Below are 17,480 nucleotides of genomic sequence, written 5' to 3'. Positions count from 1 at the left end.
GGCGCCCGCCGTCGTCTCCCGGCGGCTCAGCGGGGCAGGCGCATCGCCATCGTGGGTGCCTCGGCCATGACCGACGTGGGCGTGTAGGGGGCGCCGGTGGGAAGCTCGTCGGGCCGGCCGATCTGCACCCCGGGGTAGAGCTCCACCATGTCGCCCTCGGCCAGCACCCGGGACTGCTGCGGCGCCAGCGGGACCCGGTCGGCCTCCGCCATCGACCCGCCCGGGCGGATGCCCGAGCCGTTGGTGCTCACGTCGGTCACGATCACCTCGCCGACCCGCAGCTCGAACCGGACGTGGCTGCGGCTGATCCAGCGGCGCGCCTCGTCGTTGAGCCACTGCCCGAGCGTGATCCCGCCGGCCTGCTCGGGGGCGCGACCCACCACCGCCGGCTCGTCCTCGGTGAGCACGAAGCGTCGGCGGATCAGCCCGCCCACCCGCACGGCCAGGACGGCGCTCCGCGGTCGCGGACCGGCGTCGCCGAGCCGGGTGCCGTGCCGGGGGCACGTCGGCACGCCGCCGCGCAGCGTGGGCGGCGGCTGGCCGGCCGGGCTGCGCTCCACCACCCGGGACAGGTCGGCGAAGGCGCCGCCGCCCCCACCACCGCCGAAGAGCGCGCAGCCGGGCTCCGCGCAGCGCCAGCGCCGGGCGAGCAGCTTCACGCCGGCCGGTGACCGGTCACCGGCGACGGGCGTGTGCCCGCCGCCGACGTGGGCGACGAAGGCCGGCCCGCCGGCGCCGGGCACCGGGGCGAGCACCCGGCCGGCCTGCTCGACCAGCCACGGGTAGCGCCCGCGCAGGCCGTCGGCCCGCACCCGGGTGAGCACGGGCAGGCCGAGCAGGTCCGCCACCTCCAGCATCCGGTCGCCCGGGTTGTCGAGCACCTCGACCAGCCCGTCGTCGGCCCACCGGCGGACCACCATGCGCTCGTTGGAGGTGAGGTCGGCGTCGGAGAGCAGGGCCCGGTGGACCACCGCGTAGACCGGGACGCTGTCCTCCTCCATCTCCCGGGCGAGGGCGTCGATCACCATGCCGAGGCGGAGCAGGCTCGCCGGCCGGCCGCCGTCGAGGTCCTGGTAGCGGATCACCTCGGCCAGGTCGACGACGGCCCGGGCCAGCGACGGGTCGGTGCTGACCCGGCCCTCGATGGCGTCCAGCACCTTGCTGATCTCGAATCTCATCCGACGCTCCCCACGATCTCGTCGATCCGCCGAGCCAGTTCCAGGTCACGCCGCGTGACCCCGCCCGCCGAGTGCGTGACGCACCGGAAGGTCAGGGCCCGCCAGCGGATGTCGATGTCGGGGTGGTGGTCCAGTTCCTCCGCCGTCACGGCGACCCGGTCGACCACCGCGATGGCCGCCGGGAAGCTGGCCAGCTCCACGGTGCGGGTGATCCCGGCGGGGTCTCCCGACCAGCCCGCCAGCCCACCCAGCTCGTCTCGCACCGTTTCGGCGGTGAGCACGTCTGCCATGGGGAGACCCTACCGGGACCGGTCGCGACGACGCCGACCAGCGGCGGGAGGTGTGGCCCACCCCGGCCGGCGCGGCGGCCCGGGGACCGCCACGGCATAGATGAGCGGCTGTGGACCGGCGGGGTTAGGCTGACCGGCGGCCCGGCCGGGCCCGCGACCGGTGTCGCCCCCGGCTCACCCTGCGTGAGGAGATTTCCACGATGAACACTCGACGGCTGGCGACCACGGGGGTCGCGCTCGTCGCCGCGCTCGCCCTCGGTCTCACCGGGTGCGGTACGGGGACGGACACGGCTGCTCCGGCCGGCGACGGTGGCACCACCGGCGCGGCACCGGCCAGCAGCGCCTCCGCCGACGCCCGCGCCGAGCTGGCCGCCGCCGCGCAGAAGCTGAACCAGCAGACCGTCAAGATGCGGCTCACGTCGCCGGTCATCAACGGCAGCGGCGTGATGGACCCGGCCACCAAGACCGGCGACATGACGCTGAAGATGGGCGCGGAGGGCACCTTCCGGATCCTGATGCTCGGCAACGACGTCTACCTGAAGGTCACCGGCATGCAGGGGATGCCGAAGAAGTGGATGCACATGGACGCCACCAAGCTCGGCAAGAGCGGTCAGCTCAACCTGATGCCCGACGGCGACCCGGGCGGCGCGAAGCAGATGGTCGACAGCGTGGTGGACGTCGAGAGAACCGCCCCGGGCAGCTACTCCGGCACCCTCGACTACACCCGCACCAAGCCCGACGACAAGGCCATCCAGGCCCTCGGTGACAAGGCCAAGGTCGTCCCGTTCACCGCCAGGGTGGACGACCAGGGCCGGCTCGTCGAGTTCGCCATCGACACCCAGGTGCTGCACGAGTCGCTGGGCACCATGATCACCAACTACTCGGACTTCGGCGCCCCGGTCACGGTCAAGAAGCCCGCCGCGGGCGACACGCAGGAGGCCCCGCAGGAGCTGATCGAGTCCATGGGCTCCTGAGCCCGACCGCACACGGAACGGGGGCGGCGCCGGTCGGCGCCGCCCCCGTTCGCGCGTGTCAGCCGCGCAGCGGCCGGCCCACCTCGTGCAGGTGCGCGAGCGCCTGACGGTACGACTCGATCAGCCCCGTCTCGGCGTACGGGATGCCCTGCTCGGCGCAGTAGGCGCGGACGATCGGCCGGGCCCGGCGCAGGTTGGCCCGGGGCATGTTCGGGAACAGGTGGTGCTCGATCTGGTAGTTGAGCCCGCCCAGGGCGACGTCGACGAGCCGGCCGCCCCGCACGTTGCGGGAGGTGAGCACCTGCTTACGCAGGAAGTCCAGGTCGTCGTCGGCGGTGGGCATCGGCATGCCCTTGTGGTTGGGGGCGAACGAGCAGCCCATGTAGAAGCCCCACAGCCCCTGGTGGACGGCGACGAAGAGCAGCGCCTTCACCGGCGACATCACCAGCAGCAGCGCACCGAGGTAGCCCACGGCGTGCAGGACCAGCAGCAGCGCCTCGACCCGGCGGTGCCGCATCGGGGTGCGGAACCGGCCGTCGGAGTCCCGCCCCACGATCGCCTGCACACTCGCCACGTGCAGGGCGAGCCCCTCCAGCAGCAGCAACGGGAAGAACAGCCACGCCTGCCGGCGGGCCAGCCGGCGGCCGAACCCGCGCGTCGCGGCGGCCTGCTCGTACGTCCAGACCAGCGCGCCGGCCCCGACGTCGGGATCCTCGTCCTCGTGGTTGGGGTTGGCGTGGTGCCGGTTGTGCTTGTCGACCCACCAGCCGTAGCTGAGCCCGACCGCCAGGTTGCCGGTGAGCAGGCCGATGGCCTCGCTCGGCCCGCGCCGCCGGAACATCTGCCGGTGGCCTGCGTCGTGGCCGAGGAACGCGACCTGGGTGGTGGCGACGGCGAGGAAGACGGCAACCAGGAGCTGCGCCCACGAGTCGCCGACCAGGCCGACGGCCGCCCAGCCCGCCGCGAAGACGCCAAGCGTGAGCACGATCCGGGTCACGTACCGGCCCGGGCGTCGCTCCAGCAGGCCCGCCCCGCTGATCCGCCGGGACAACTGCGCGTAGTCACTGCCCCGCCGTACCGGCGGGTCCGCCACCGCTCCGAGCACCATCGCGGCTCCCGTTCCCGTTCCTCGATCCCGGAGCGCGCCGGCCGGCGCGTTCCCGCTTCCAGTCTCCGGCGAACGGTTGCGCTGAGTAACCCTGCCCACCCCCGGGTCGGAGGTAGGGCGAGCCCTACCCTCGGCGCCCGTGACCGGGCCCGATCAGCCCATCCGGCCGACGGCTGCCCGGAGCCGGGCCAGGTCCCGGCGACGCCGCTCGTAGGTCGTGGCGAGCCCGATCAGCGTGAACCCGCCGACGGCCAGGAAGATCCAGCGGGGCAGCAGGTCCCAGCCACGGACCAGCTCGTGCAGCGCGAGCAGTGCCAGGGTCACCCCGCCCAGCAGCACCGGCGCCTGCCAGCGGCGGGTCGCCCCGGCGAGCACCGCGGCGAGCGCGGCGACGCCCAGCAGCAGCCGCCGCCACGGCTGGGGGTCCGCAGCCACCAGCACGGACACCAGGCTCGGCAACAGCCCGGCCGCGAGCCCCGGGCCCAGCGCCAACCAGCTGTTCAGCCCGGGCCGGGTACGCAGCGCCACCACGCCCGCCACGAGAGCCAGCGCCGCCGCCGGCACCGTGTACGCCTCCAGTACCGCCACGTCGCCGGCGGCCAGCAGCAGCCAGCCGCCGAGCAGCTCACTGCCGCCGGCGATGCCCGCGAAGGCCCACCGCCGGCCCGCCGACTCGCCCCGGGGCAGCACCCGCAGCGCGACGGCGGCGCCCCACAGCACGCAGACCGCCGCGGCGTGGCGGAGCGAGCCCACCGCGAGCAGCAGCGCGACCAGCGCCACCGCCTGGGCCGCCGCGTCCAACGCCGCCGCCGTGGCCCGTCCCCGGCGGGCCGGACCGGCCGCGACCTGACCGAGCACCGCCGCGGCGGCCAGGGTGAGTACCGCGACGGCGAGCACGCTGAACGTGGCCGCCCGTACCGGCAGCCCGCCGGCCAGCGGCGCGACGACAGCGAGGCTGGTCGCGGCGGCCACCGCGACCAGGGCGCCGCCCAGCCGGGCGTCGTCCCGGCGGGCCGCCACCCCGACCACCGCTGCCGCGACGACGAGCACGCCGAGGCCGACGATCGTGCCCGTCCGGGTGGCCAGCAGTCCGAGCAGGCCGGACGCCGCCAGCACCAGACCCACCGGCAGCCCGACCGGGGCGAGCAGCGGACGCGGTGCGGCCAGGGCGGCGAGCAGCACCAGAGCCACCCCGCCGAGCAGCGTGCCGACCGGCAGCACCGGCCACGGCACCCCTGCGGCCACCAGCAGCACGGGCAGCGCGGCCGCGGCGAACGGCACCGCGACCAGCGCGGCCCGCCACCAACCGGCGCCCGCCGACACGACCGCGCCCTCCACATGGCCGGCGCCCTCCACATGGCCGGCGCCCTCCACATGGCCGGCGTCCGCGCCGGTGGGGCCGGTCCGCACGGCAGCCCGGTCCCGCCGGCCGGCCAGCACCCCGGCCACCGCCAGCACGGCCAGCGCCAGGCCCACCGGGAACGCCCCCGGGTCGGCCCGGACGGTGGGCGCACCGGACCAGGGCGACACCTCGCCGTACGGGGCGACGAGCGCCGTCAACGCCACCGGCAGGGCGGCGGCGGCCGACACCACGAGCAGCCCGATGCCGGCCACCCGCAGGACGACGTCGGAGCGCACCGCACCGCCCAGCGCCGCCAGCAGGACCGCCACGGCGGCGTAGAGCGCCACCGGTTCGTCGGCCGGTACAACCAGCGGCGCCAACCCGACCGCCGTGACCGCCACGGCGACCCCGACGGAGGCGTACGCCCGCAGGTCGGGCCAGTGCCGGCGGACCGCGAGCAGCCCGAGGGGCAGCAGCGCGACGGCGGCGAGCGCCGCCCGCGCCTGCCACCAGGCCGGTGCGCCGGCGGCGAGGAGGGCGACGACCGCGCCGGCCGGTACCGCGACCGGCACGACGGCCGACGCCGTCCCGGCCACCCGGCGCTGCACGGCCGTGCCGCGCCGGCCGGCCGCCGCCACGGCGGTCCCGGCGACCAGCACCACCGCGAGCGCCGCACCCGCACCCGCCGTCGCGGCGAACCCGACGACCAGTCCGTGCCCGAGCAGGAGGGTCCCGGCCACCCCCGCGGCCAGGACCGTCCAGGACCGGACGCCCGGACGCCCCACCGCGACGGCCAGCAGGCCCACCGCCGCCACCAGGTCCAGCGCCACCACCGCGGGCCAGGGCGACGGCCAGCCGGCCGGCACCGCCAGCACGACGACCGCCGCGCCGATCGCGGCCAGCGCCGGCCGGGCAGCCCTCGGCAGCAACAGCCCGAAGGCGGCCACGGTCAGCGCGATCGCCACCGGAAGCTGCCACCCCCCGTCGGCGTCGGGCCCGGCCGCGGCCCCCCGCCACGGCGGCAGCGACCGGCCGGCGGTGGCGCCGGCGAGCGCGACGGCCAGCAGCACGACGAACTGCGCCATCCCGCCGACCACCAGCAGCGCGCCGGCCCGGGGGCCGGTCCGCCACCCGGCGGGCAGCAGCCGCACCGCGCCGGCCAGCGCCACCACGACCAGCGCCGTGAGCAGCAGTGACAAATCCAGCTCGAGGACCGGGCGGATCACCGCGCCGGCCAGCACCGGCACCAGCAGCGCGGCGGCCACGGCGCGGAACACCGCCCCGCCGGTGAGCAGCGCGGTGCCGAGCAGGGCCAGCGCCACCAGCAGCAGCGGCGCACCGGCCAGCAGCGGAACGCCGGCGGCCCGGCCGAGAGCCAGCGGTACGAGCGCGCAGCACGCGGCCACGAACAGCGCGCCCGCGTGCCCCACCCAGGCGAGGACGCGCCCGGCGAGGACCGCCGGACGCTCGCCAGCCGGCGCGGGCGGCACACCGGCCGGGGCGACGGCACCGGCGACCGGGCCGCCAACGGTCGGGCCCCCGGCCGCCGGCGTCCCGACGGCACCGGCCGCCGGCGTCCCGACGGTCCCGGCACCGACCGCCGGGGCGCTTCGGCGGCGCAGCGCGACCAGCACCGCCAGGTCGAGCAGCGCCACCCCCAGGAAGGTCATCGCCCAGCCGGCAGCGTCCGGCCTGGCGTCGACGACGAGCAGGGGCAGCACCGGCTGCGCGGTCACCAGGGCCGCGAACCACGGCACGGTCAGTCCGCTGAGCCGGGCGTACCCGGCGGCGACCGCCGCGCCGGCCCCCCCGACCAGCGCGGCGTACCGGGTGGCGGGCCAGTCCGCCACCCCGACCAGGTCCACCGACCAGGCGGCGTACCCGTCGAGGAGCACCAGCAGCAGCCCCACGGCGGCGAAGGTCTCCGCGGTGCCGCGCAGCCCGCGCCGCACCGCCACCAGCGGCGCGGCCAGGGCGAGGGCGGTGAACGCGAACAGGATCAGGGCCCGGCCGGCGACCCCCACCGACGCCCAGGCCACCGCCGTGAAGACCACCGCGGCGGTGCCCAGCAGCAGCCCGCCGAGGACGAAGAGCAGGCCCTGCACCGTACGGGTGGAGGTCTCCGCCCCGCCGACGCCCGCACCCGCCGGCGCGGGGCCCGGAGCGACCGGCCCCCGGCCCGGCCACGCCGGCACCGGGGTCGCGACCGGCGGCGGGGTCACGCCCGGCACCGGGCGGGTTGACACCGGGGTCGCGACGGACGCGGGGCGCACCGGTCCCGCAGTCGCGGGCGTCGCCGGGCGCGGGGCGGGGAACTCCGCCCGGACCGCGGCGGCCAGCGCCGCCCGACGGTGCCGGGCCGCGTTCAGCCGGCCGGCGAGTCCCTGGTACGCCGCGCGGGCCCGCTCGACCTCGCCGCCGAGCGCGACGATCTCCCGGTCGAGCCGGACCACCTCGGCGGCGGCCGGGTACGGCGGTCGGCCGCAACCGGAGCAGCCGGAGCCGAGGTCGGCCGGCGCGCCGCAGGCGGGACAGGGGTAACCGGTGTTCTGCACCCGGCCATCATGGTGGCCGGGAGATCACCTGACCAGAGTGCGGGTACTCAGGGCCGGGTGTGCTCGTGCACCCAGACGGCGTAGGCGGGGTCGCCGCACTCCACCCGGGTGACCAGGATCTCCGGCACCTCGTACGGGTGGCTGGCCCGGATCTGCTCCACGAGTGCGGCGGCCCGGTCCGGCGCGGTCTTGAACTGCACCGACCACTCGGTGCTGGTGTCCACCCCGGAACGCCACCAGTAGGTGCTGTCCACCTGCCCGCCCACCTGGGCACAGGCCGCGAGCCGACCGGCGACGGCCGCCGCCGCCATCACGTCCGCGACCGAGCGGGCGTCCACCACCGTCGTCACCACGCAGATCTGGTCCACCAGCGCACCCTACGCGGCACCGTCCCGATTGGCCGCGATCCACTCGTCGATCCGCGCCCACCAGTCGAAAAGCCAGTCGATCCGCTCCTGGCGACCGGTCGGCACCTCCTCGGGCGGCACCGACCAGAAACGCATGATGATCCGCTTGTCCATCGGCAGTTCCCGCCACACGTCGCCGACGCTCAGCATCCGGTCCAGGCCGGTGTGCGCCACGAAGATCACCCCGGCGTCGGGCGCGGCGTCCAGCGCCGCGAGCAGCCCGCCCGGCTGCGGGGCGAGCACGTGCCGCAACCGCTCCGCGCGCCGCGCCATCCGTTCGAGGCCGAGGCCGCGCAGCTTCTCGATGGCCCGCAGCCGGCGGCCGGGGGTGAAGTTGCCGCCCTCCGGGAAGATCACGAACGCGTCGTCGTCGTCCAGGCCGTGGGCCAGGTGCCCGATCTGCTCGGTCACCGAGCCCCGGCGATCCGGCCCCGGCGCGAGGAAGCGGTTCGGCAGCCGGTTGAGCAGCACGTCGACCGCCGGGTCCCACTGGAGGCTGTCCTTCAGCACGATCCGCGGCTCCCGGTTGAACCAGTTGACCAGGGCGTGGATCAGGATGAACGAGTCGCCCGGCCCGGCGTGCCGGCAGAGCACCAGCTCCGGCCGGCCGGGCAGGGCCGTGTCCGGGTCGGTGCCCACCACGTCGATGCTCAGGTGCAGCGCCCAGCGGGCGTGCCAGAACAGTGCCCGCAGGAACCAGCCGGCGAGCACGTAGTGCGCCCGCTGGAAGCCGGGCGAGCGGACCCGCCAGCCGAAGCCGGAGGCGACCCAGAGCACGAAGAGCGCGAGCAGCGCCGTCGCGTCCCAGACCAGGTAGACGCAGCCGAGCCAGAGCAGGCGCAGCGGCCGCAGCCGGCCCGGGACCAGCGGCGAGGCGGCCGCCGCGAGCAGCGCCCAGACCGGCAGGGTCGTCACGACCAGGAAGGCCAGCAGCACCACGCCGGGGGCCAGGAGCAGCCGGCGCACCCACCGCGGCGGCAGGGGCATCAGTGCTCCAACTGCGTCGCCAGGTAGCGCCGGGAGGCCGTGTAGGCGCGGCTTATCCGCCGCCCCACCGCCGCCATGTCCCGGTACGCCCACGGCGTGTCGTCGCGCGGCTCCAGCCCGCCGGTGGGCAGCACGTGCACCTCCACCCCGTCGGGCAGGGCCGCCATCTCCCGGGCGAACCGGTGCCGCCGGGCGATCTCGAACGCGACCTGGGCGATCTCCCAGGGTCGCCGGGGCGGGGTCAGCGCCCGCTCGATCCGGCCCACCTGGAGTACGAAGATCCGCGTGGCGCCCACGGCGACCGCCTCGCCGATCGGGATGGAGTTCACGATCCCGCCGTCGATGTAGTGCTGGTCGTCGATCCGGGCCGGCGGCAGGAGCCCCGGCACCGAGGCGGAGGCGAGCACGGCCGGCACCAGCGGCCCGCTGTCGAACCAGTGCTCGGCGGCCCGCTCGATGTTGGCCGCGCAGCAGCGGAAGGGCACCTTGAGATCGGCGAAGGTGGTCTCCGCACCCAGCTCGGCCTCCAGCAGCTTGCGCAGCGGGCGGGGCGAGTGCAGGTGGGTACGGGCGGCGAACCGGCGCAGTTGGCGGGCCACCGAGTCGCCGTACACCTCGCTCGCCTCGGGGGACGCCCAGAGCCGGACGAGCCGGTCGGTGACCGCCTCGGACGGTTCGGCGGCGACCAGCGCGCCGTTGACCGCCCCGATCGAGGTGCCGAGCACCACGTCGGGCCGGATGCCGGCCCGGAACAGCGCCCGCAGCATGCCCACCTCGACCGCCCCGAGGACTCCCCCGCCCCCGAGCACGAACGCCACCGGTCCCTGCGACATGCGTTCCATCCTGGCACGGGCGGAAAAGTGCCCGCCCGGTGCAGGCCCGGCGGCGGCCGGGCGGCGACGACGGCGGCCCCGGGGGCCGCCCGGCGACGACGACGGCGACGGCACGGTGTCGGCCCGGGGGGGGCGGCCCGTTGGGCAGGTCGCCGACGCGGCCCGGGCCCGGAAGGTAGTCGACCGTTGACAGGCCCGACACATTCGCGCAACCTGATAGCGCTCCCACAGCGAGGCAGGTGCGTTCCGTGAAGCCAGCACTGCACCCCGGCCGGTTGCTGGCCCGCCGGTACCGGCTCGTCGACCAGATCGGCGCCGGCGGCATGTCGGTGATCTGGCGGGCGCGCGACGAGGTGCTCGACCGGATCGTGGCGCTGAAGGTGCTCGCCCCGTCGCTCGCCGCCGACGCCCGCTTCCGCGACATGGTGCGCGAGGAGGCCCGCGCCGCCGCCCAGCTCGTCCACCCGCACGTCACCTCGGTGCACGACTACGGCGAGACCGTCGCGCCGGACGGGTCGATCACGTCGTTCGTGGTGATGGAGCTGCTGGCCGGCGAGGAGTTGGAGGTCCGGCTCACCGAGGGGCCGCTGCCGTGGGCCGAGGCGGTCGAGGTCGCCGCCCAGGTGGCAGACGCGCTCGCCGCCGCGCACCGGCTCGGCATCGTGCACCGGGACATCACCCCGGCCAACGTGATGATGACCCGGGCGGGGGTCAAGGTGCTCGACTTCGGCATCGCCACCCGGATCGGCGCGCCGGACGACGACGAGGACGGGGGCACCTTCGGCACGCCCGCGTACGTGGCGCCGGAACGGCTCGACGGGGCACCCGCCCAGCCGGCCACCGACGTGTACTCCCTCGGCGTGCTGCTCTACGAGGCGCTGACCGGTCGGGTGCCGTACCCGGCGGACACCTGGGAGCAGCTCAGCGAGGCGCTCGCCGGGGAGGGCCCGCCCTCGCTGGCCGACCTGCCGGGCCTGCCGCCGGAGGTCGCCCGCACCTGCCTGCGCTGCCTGGAGCGGGATCCGCTGGCGCGGCCCACCGCCCGCCAGGTCGCCACCCTCCTGCGCGACCAGCTGCTCCCCGCCGATCCGCAGGCCGCCACCATGCTCGCGCCGACGGTCACCCTCCCGACCCTGCCCGCCGAGCCGGCCACCCCGACCCCGGGGGACGGGACGGTGCCGGCAGACGGAGCGGTGCCGGCGGACGGGACGGTGCCGGGCACGGGAGGACCGGGCGGTGGGTCCGAGCCGCGCAGCGCGCGCCACGCCCGGGAGCGCCGTCGCCGGCTGCCGCGCCCGGTGCTGATCGTGCCGGTCGTACTGCTCGTGGGGGTGGCCCTGGCCGTGCCCGCGATCCGTCAGGAGGAGCCGAGCCCGCCCCGGGCGCTGCCCAGCACCGGCCCGTCCGACCCGCCGCCCTCCCCCACGCCCACGGCCGACGCCGCACCACCCCCGGCGGCCTCCCCGACCTCGACGTCCGTCCCGCCGGTCGCGCCCCGGCCGACCCCGACGGCCCCGGAGCGCGGCGACCTCATCGAGGCGGCCAACCGGGTCGACGGGCTGATCGGCGCCGGTCTCGACGACGGGGGGATCCGCCCCGACGTCGGACTCGACTTCCGCAACGAGCTGCGCAACCTGACCGAGGCGGCCCGCGCCCGCTCGGGCGACCTGGGCGAGCGGATCGCCCGGCTCCGCGAGAAGGTCGCGATCCGCCGCGGCGAGGGTGCCCTCACCGACGCGTACGCCCGCCGGCTGGACAGCGCGATCACCGCGCTCGGGGCGGCGCGGGTCTGACCGCCGGAGGTCAGCGGGCCCGCGCCCGGACCGGCTCTCGGGCCGCCTCGGGCGACGCCGCCTCCGCGATGAAGCGGCGGTACACGTCCTCGTAGCCGGTGGCCATCCGCTCGGTGGAGAAGTTCTCCGCCACGTGCGCGACGCAGGCCGCCGGGTCGAGGCCCGTCGCCGCGCGCAGGGCGCCGGGCAGCTCGTCCACGTGCTCGCAGATCAGGCCGGTCCTGCCCGGCCGGACGAGTTCCGGCACCGCACCCCGGTCCAGCGCCACCACCGGCGTCCCGGTCGCCATCGCCTCCACCATCACCATGCCGAACGGCTCGTCCCACCGGATCGGCATGATCAGGCAGCGGGCCTCGACCAGCAGCCGCAGCGCCTCGGCCCGGTCGGCGTCGAGCACCACCCGGACGTCCTCGCCGAGCAGGGGCCGGACCACCTGGTCGTAGTAGCGGCGCTCAGCCGGCTCGTTGCACTTGCCGGCCAGCACCAGCGGCAGGCCGGCGGCCCGGCAGGCCCGGATGGCGACGTCCGGGCCCTTGTCGGGGCTGAACCGGGCCAGCCAGAGCACCGGCCCCCGCCCGGGAACGGTCTTGTGCGGGACGCCCCGGACGTCCATCGCGTTGTGCACCGTGCCGACCCAGTGCAGCGGCGGGTTGAGCCGGCGCTGGGCGTGCGAGATGGCCACCAGCCCGACCCCCCTGTCGGTCTCGCTGAGCACGTCGCCGTACTCGCCCACGGGGTTGCCGTGCACGGTGGCCACGGTGGGCACGGCCCGGTGGCCGGCGATCAGCGGGCCGATGGTGGTGTGGTCGTGGACGATGTCGAAGTCGCCGGCGTGGACCCGGTGGTTGACCCGGGCCAGGTGGGCCAGCTCGGGCAGTGCCTCGCCGAGCCGGTCGAACTGGAGTTCGGGCACCGTGGAGACGAACGCCGCCGCGGTCCCGTGCTCCCGGCCCGCCCCGAACACGGTGACCGCGTGACCCCGGTCGACAAGCGTCTCCACCAGGCCGGTCACCACCTGTTCCAGCCCGCCGTAGCCGGGCGGCGGCACCGACAGCCACGGCGGCACCACCATCGCGATCCGCAACGGCCGCGGTGCCGATCGGTCGGGCGACGGATGGTTCACGGCCACGGATTCCTCCCCCTCGGTCACTGCTGTGGCACCACCGGGCCGGCCCCGCCGCGACCGGTGCCCGCTGGGCGGGCGGGATCGACGACGGGTTCCCGGCGGCGGCGCCACTAAACGGGACGATCCGGGCGGTCAGCCGCCCACGAGGAGCCGTTCCCGTACCGCCCGAACCCCCTCGCCGGACCAGGCCACCCGCTCCGCCTCGTCCCGTTCCCACCAGGAGCGCACCACCCCGGTCAGCACGACCGTGTCCCCGTCCACCTCGACGGTCACCCGCTCCGTGCCGATGCCGCGCCCCAGCGCCCGCTGGAGGTCGCGCCGGAGCCGCTCGCTGTCGGTACGGGTGACGGCGCGCACCTCGACCAGGTTGGTCACCCCGCGTACGCCCCGCAGCCGGCGCAACTCCCGCTCGGCGGTGCGCCGCTGCCAGCCGAACTCCACCTCGCCACGGAGCATCACCCAGCCGTTGGCCACGGTGACGTCCAGCCGCTCGGCGGGGACGAAGCTGTCCCACTCCAGCGCCCGGCCCGCCGCGATCGCGATCTCGGCGTCCGTACGCCCCGGCTCGCCGGGCAAGCGCACCTCGACGTCGTCGGCGACCGCCCGCACCCCCCGTACGCGCTGCGCGCAGCGCCGCGCCGCCCACTTGCGCGCGTATCCGTCGACCCAGCCGGTCAGGGCGACCACGCCGTCGTGGACGGTCACCCCGATCTCGTTCGGCTGTGCCTGGGCGTCCCAAGCCAGCTCGTCGAGCACGTCCCGCTGGATCCGCTCGTCGGTCCGAACGGCCGCTGCCGTGGTCATCGCACCCTCCGTACGCCTCGCCGGTCCTGACTGCCGACGATCCCGGCGCGACGGGTGACGGCGGCTCACCCGCACCGGGTGAACCGCCGTCAGAGGAGAGCGACGGGTGACGGAGCCAACCCCCTTGGCCCCGCCACCCGCCGCCCGGAGGGAGGAGGAATGTCTTCGGTTGTCGGTTACGACGTCTCGGCGAGCGTCACGGTCGCCCTGGCTTCGGTGCCGTTGCGCTTGTAGGTCACCTCGACCCGGTCGCCGACCTTGCCGGCCTGCACGGCGCCGACCAGGTCGTCCGAGTCGTTGACCACCTTGTCGCCGAACCGGGTGACCACGTCGCCGCGCTGCAGGCCGGCCTTCTCGGCGGGACTGCCCGGCGTGACGGCGGCGACCAGGGCCCCGCCGCCCTCGGCGGGGGTCACGCTGACCCCGAGCGACGGGTGGCTGACCTTCTCGCCCCGCTGGAGCTTGCCGGCCACGTCCTTGGCCTTGTTGCTGGGGATGGCGAAGCCGACGCCGATGTTGCCGCTGCTGCCCTGCCCGGCGGTGGCGATCGCGGTGTTGATGCCGATCACCTCGCCCCTGGTGTTGACCAGTGCGCCGCCGGAGTTGCCCGGGTTGATCGGCGCGTCGGTCTGGAGCAGCCCCGCGATCGAGCTGGCCCCCTGCGCCGGGTCCTGCCGCTGCTGCCCACTGCCCGCCTGGATGGTGCGGTCCCGGGCGCTGAGGATGCCGGCGGTGACCGAGCCCTGGAGGCCCAGCGGGCTGCCGAGGGCGAGCACCTGGTCGCCGACCTGCATCGCGTCGCTGTCGCCGAAGGTGGCGGCCTTGAGGCCGCTGACGCCGTTGGCCTTGACCACCGCGAGGTCGGTCTTCGGGTCGGTGCCGACGATCTTGGCCTCGGCGGTCTTGCCGTCGGCGAAGGTCACCACGGCCTTGCCGTCGGTGGCGGAGGCGACCACGTGGTTGTTGGTGAGCACGAAGCCGTCGGCGGTGAGGATGACGCCGGAGCCCTCGCCGTTGTCCGTGCCGATCGAGACCACGCTGGGCTGCACGGCGGCGGCGATCCGGGGCAGGTCGGCCCCGTTGATGATCGGCGCGGCGGAATAGGTACGGGTGATGCCCGAGTCGCCGTCGACGGCGAGCGCGAGCGCCCCGCCGGCGACGCCCGAGCCGAGCATCAGCGCGAAGACCGCCACCCCGGCGCCGGCGAACTTGGCGATCCGGCTGGGCCGGGGGCCCGCCGTCTGCGGGGCCGCCCAGGGCGGGACGGGCTGGCCGGAGGGGTGCGGCTGGTGACCGTACGGCTGTCCCGGCTGTCCCCCGCCGCTCCAGCCGGACTGCTGGCCGTACCAGGGTGCACCGGGGGCCTGCGGGTAGCCGGACTGCGGGTGACCTGGCTGCCCGGCGGCCTGCGGGTAGCCGGGCTGACCCGCGCCCTGCGGGTAGCCGGCCTGGCCCGCCGCGTGCGGGTAACCGGACTGGCCGGCAGCCTGCGAATGATACGGCTGGGGCTGGCCGGCGGCAGGGTGCTGCGCAACGGCCGGGGCGGGCGCGAAGGGCCCGGGCGGGGCGGAGTCACCGGCGGCCGGGGCGGGGTCACCGCCGGGGACGGTGGTCAGGCCGACGGTCGGGGCGGAGTCACCGGCGGGGGCGGAGTCGGACTGCGCGCGCTCGGCGCGCGGCAGCTCGGCGGTGGGGTGCGACGGCTCGGCGTCGGGGTGGGCCGGCCGGCGCTGCGGGTCGGACTCGTGCTCGGTCATGTCTCCACCTTGACGCGCACCACTGCGATCCGCCTGGAACGCACCTGAATGTTGGCTGAAAGTCACTCGCCATCGCCCTCGTCGTCCGGCACGAGCGGGAGCCGGACCCTGAAGGTCGCTCCCCCGCCGGGGGTCTCGGCCACCTCGACGGTGCCGTGGTGGGCGCGCACCAGCGCCGCGACGATGGCCAGGCCGAGGCCGGTGCCGGTGTTGCCGCCGGCCCGCCGGGTACGCGCCGCGTCCACCCGGTAGAAGCGCTCGAAGACCCGCTCCGCCTGCTCCGGGGTGAGCCCGGGACCGGTGTCCGCCACCTCGACCACGGCCAGGTTCCCGGGCTCGGCGCGCAGCCGCAGGGTCACCGAGGCCTCCGGCGGGGTGTGCGTGAGCGAGTTGGTCATCAGGTTGCCGATGATCTGGCGCAGCCGGGCGTCGTCGCCGTAGACGACCAGCGGACCGGAGCCGGGGGTGAACTCCAGCTCGATCCGGCGCTCCGGCGCCACCGCCCGGGCGGCCTCGACCGCCTCGCTGGCCAGCACGGGCAGCTCCACCGGGGCGAGGGCGAGCGGTCGCTCCCGGTCCAGCCGGGCGAGCAGCAGCAGATCCTCCACCAGCAGCCCCATCCGGGCCGCCTCCTGCTCGATGCGGCGCAGCAGGTCGGCGGTCTGCTCCGGCGCGCTCGCCGCGCCCTGCCGGTACAGCTCGGCGAAACCCCGGATGGTGGTCAGCGGCGTCCGCAGCTCGTGCGAGGCGTCCGCGACGAACTGCCGCATCCGCTCCTCGGAGCGGCGGGCACGCGCCTCGGAGGCCCGCGCCGCGCCGGCCGCCTCCCGAGCGGCGGCCTCGGCGGACCGGGCGGCCAGCTCCGAGGCGGCCCGCGCGGTGAAGGCGACCTCGATCTGGTTCAGCATGGCGTTCAACGCCCGGGAGAGCCGCCCCAGCTCGGACGTGGGGACGGGCTGCCCCTGCTCCGGGTCGGGCACCCGCCGGGTGAGGTCGCCACCGGCGATGGCGGCGGCCGTACGTTCTATCTCCACCAGCGGCTTCAGGCTGGTCCGGACGATCGCCGCGCCGATGGAGGCGAGCAGGACCAGCACCGCTCCGCCGACCAGCAGGTCTATCCAGACCAGCTGCTTCACGGCGCGATCCACCTGGGTGAGCGGCTGGCCCACGGCCAGCACCGAGCCGTCCTTCTGTCCCGCGTAGACCACCCGCCAGCGGGTGCGACCGTCCTGGGACACGACGGTGCGGGGCTCGCCCTCCAGCGCGATGAAGCCGCTCCGGTCGCTGGGAAAACTGGGCAGTTGCTCGGGGTTGAGGCTGATGTCGTCGTAGACCGGCCTGTGCACCTGATTCTCGTCGGCGAGCGAAACGACGTAGCTGCTGGGCAGCATCGCCTCGACCCTGCCGCTGCGGAGCCCGGGCAGCAGTTGCCCGAGCCCCTGGCTGGCCGACTCGATCTGGCCGTCCACCTGGCCGACCAGGTAGTTGCGGAGAAAGAAGGCGGTCAGGGAGCTGATCACCAGGAGCGCGGCCGCGACCAGGGCCAGGACCGCGGCGACCAGCTTGACCCGCAGCGGGACGCTGCGCAGCCGCGCCTTGCCCTGGTCGAGCGGTTTCACGCCGCCGGCTTGCGCAGGACGTAGCCGACGCCTCGGAGGGTGTGGATCAGCCGGGGCTGGGTGTTGTCCACCTTGCGGCGCAGGTAGGAGATGTAGGACTCGACGATGTTGTCGTCGCCCCGGAAGTCGTAGTTCCACACGTGGTCGAGGATCTGCGCCTTGGACAGCACCCGGTTGGCGTTCAGCATCAGGTAGCGCAGCAGCTTGAACTCGGTCGGCGAGAGCTGCACCCGCTGGCCGGCCCGGTGCACCTCGTGGGTCTCCTCGTCCAACTCCAGGTCGGCGAAGGTGAGCCGGGAGGGCGCCTGCTCGCCGCTGCTGGTTCGCCGCAGCACCGCCCGGATCCGGGCGGTCAGCTCCTCCAGGCTGAACGGCTTGGTGACGTAGTCGTCCCCGCCCAGGGTGAGCCCACGGATCTTGTCGTCGGTCGCGTCACGGGCGGTGAGGAAGACCACCGGCGTACGGGTGCCGCCCTCGCGCAGCATCCGGATGACCTCGAAGCCGTCCAGGTCGGGCAGCATCACGTCGAGCACCACCAGGTCGGGGCGGTGGTCCTTGGCGGCGTTGAGGGCGGCGCTGCCGCTCGTCGCGGTGGCCACGTCGAAGCCCGCGAAGCGCAGACTCGCGGAGAGCAGTTCGAGGATGTTGGGATCGTCCTCGACGACGAGCAGTCGCGCCTCGGTCTGGGTAGCGGCCATGCCGCCCAT

At 75.8% G+C, this 17,480-nt stretch carries 14 protein-coding genes; 2 read left to right on the top strand and 12 right to left on the bottom strand.

The window, feature by feature from the left end; translation table 11 throughout:
- Positions 1-26: 26 nt before the first annotated feature.
- Together EV374_RS02635 and EV374_RS02630 are read right to left on the bottom strand one after the other, a co-directional pair.
- Positions 27-1,178, bottom strand: coding sequence for an FHA domain-containing protein (locus EV374_RS02635; RefSeq protein WP_132231139.1), 1,152 nt, complete (start codon positions 1,176-1,178; stop codon positions 27-29).
- Positions 1,175-1,468, bottom strand: coding sequence for a 4a-hydroxytetrahydrobiopterin dehydratase (locus EV374_RS02630; protein WP_132231138.1), 294 nt, complete (start codon positions 1,466-1,468; stop codon positions 1,175-1,177). Before EV374_RS02630 ends, EV374_RS02635 begins: the two co-directional genes overlap by 4 nt.
- A 200-nt stretch (positions 1,469-1,668) precedes the next feature.
- Here EV374_RS02630 and EV374_RS02625 point away from each other — a divergent pair, with 200 nt between their 5' ends.
- Positions 1,669-2,442 (top strand): hypothetical protein, encoded by a 774-nt coding sequence (locus EV374_RS02625; protein WP_132231137.1) that lies wholly within the window; start codon positions 1,669-1,671, stop codon positions 2,440-2,442.
- Positions 2,443-2,500: 58 nt separating this feature from the next.
- On the opposite strand, the gene EV374_RS02620 is transcribed toward EV374_RS02625, so the two are convergent.
- From EV374_RS02620 to EV374_RS02600, 5 genes are all read right to left on the bottom strand, one after another.
- Entirely contained in the window at positions 2,501-3,550 is a 1,050-nt protein-coding gene (locus EV374_RS02620; RefSeq protein ID WP_132231136.1) for an acyl-CoA desaturase, read from the bottom strand.
- A 153-nt stretch (positions 3,551-3,703) separates the two neighbouring features.
- The gene (locus EV374_RS02615) at positions 3,704-7,447 is read right to left on the bottom strand and encodes an SCO7613 C-terminal domain-containing membrane protein (protein WP_132231135.1); all 3,744 of its coding nucleotides are present in this window, start codon (positions 7,445-7,447) and stop codon (positions 3,704-3,706) included.
- A gap of 47 nt (positions 7,448-7,494) precedes the next feature.
- Positions 7,495-7,815 carry a divalent-cation tolerance protein CutA gene (gene cutA, locus EV374_RS02610; RefSeq protein ID WP_132231134.1) on the bottom strand — a complete coding sequence of 107 codons (321 nt, stop codon included), beginning with the start codon at positions 7,813-7,815 and terminating at the stop codon, positions 7,495-7,497.
- 9 nt (positions 7,816-7,824) lie between these two features.
- Complete coding sequence (locus EV374_RS02605; RefSeq protein WP_132231133.1) at positions 7,825-8,841, bottom strand: 1-acyl-sn-glycerol-3-phosphate acyltransferase; 1,017 nt, start codon at positions 8,839-8,841, stop codon at positions 7,825-7,827.
- A complete protein-coding gene (locus EV374_RS02600; protein WP_132231132.1) occupies positions 8,841-9,674 on the bottom strand; it encodes a patatin-like phospholipase family protein in 834 nt (277 codons plus the stop codon). The genes EV374_RS02605 and EV374_RS02600 overlap by 1 nt, the downstream gene beginning before the upstream one ends.
- Before the next feature lie 248 nt (positions 9,675-9,922).
- Here EV374_RS02600 and EV374_RS02595 point away from each other — a divergent pair, with 248 nt between their 5' ends.
- Entirely contained in the window at positions 9,923-11,467 is a 1,545-nt protein-coding gene (locus EV374_RS02595; RefSeq protein WP_132231131.1) for a serine/threonine-protein kinase, read from the top strand.
- A gap of 10 nt (positions 11,468-11,477) precedes the next feature.
- On the opposite strand, the gene EV374_RS02590 is transcribed toward EV374_RS02595, so the two are convergent.
- From EV374_RS02590 to EV374_RS02570, 5 genes are all read right to left on the bottom strand, one after another.
- The gene (locus tag EV374_RS02590; RefSeq protein ID WP_132231378.1) at positions 11,478-12,539 is read right to left on the bottom strand and encodes a glycosyltransferase family 4 protein; all 1,062 of its coding nucleotides are present in this window, start codon (positions 12,537-12,539) and stop codon (positions 11,478-11,480) included.
- A 186-nt stretch (positions 12,540-12,725) separates the two neighbouring features.
- A complete protein-coding gene (locus EV374_RS02585; protein ID WP_132231130.1) occupies positions 12,726-13,397 on the bottom strand; it encodes a BON domain-containing protein in 672 nt (223 codons plus the stop codon).
- A 176-nt stretch (positions 13,398-13,573) separates the two neighbouring features.
- A complete protein-coding gene (locus tag EV374_RS02580) occupies positions 13,574-15,154 on the bottom strand; it encodes a trypsin-like peptidase domain-containing protein (protein ID WP_132231129.1) in 1,581 nt (526 codons plus the stop codon).
- 62 nt (positions 15,155-15,216) lie between these two features.
- A complete protein-coding gene (locus EV374_RS02575) occupies positions 15,217-16,773 on the bottom strand; it encodes a sensor histidine kinase (RefSeq protein WP_132231128.1) in 1,557 nt (518 codons plus the stop codon).
- On the bottom strand, positions 16,770-17,471 hold the full coding sequence (locus EV374_RS02570; RefSeq protein ID WP_089003225.1) for a response regulator transcription factor: 702 nt from the start codon (positions 17,469-17,471) through the stop codon (positions 16,770-16,772). Before EV374_RS02570 ends, EV374_RS02575 begins: the two co-directional genes overlap by 4 nt.
- Positions 17,472-17,480: the final 9 nt, after the last annotated feature.

This window comes from Micromonospora sp. CNZ303, from assembly GCF_004345505.1.
The sequence above is the reverse complement of the archived record's forward strand: the minus strand, read 5'-3'. Positions and strand labels throughout refer to the sequence as shown.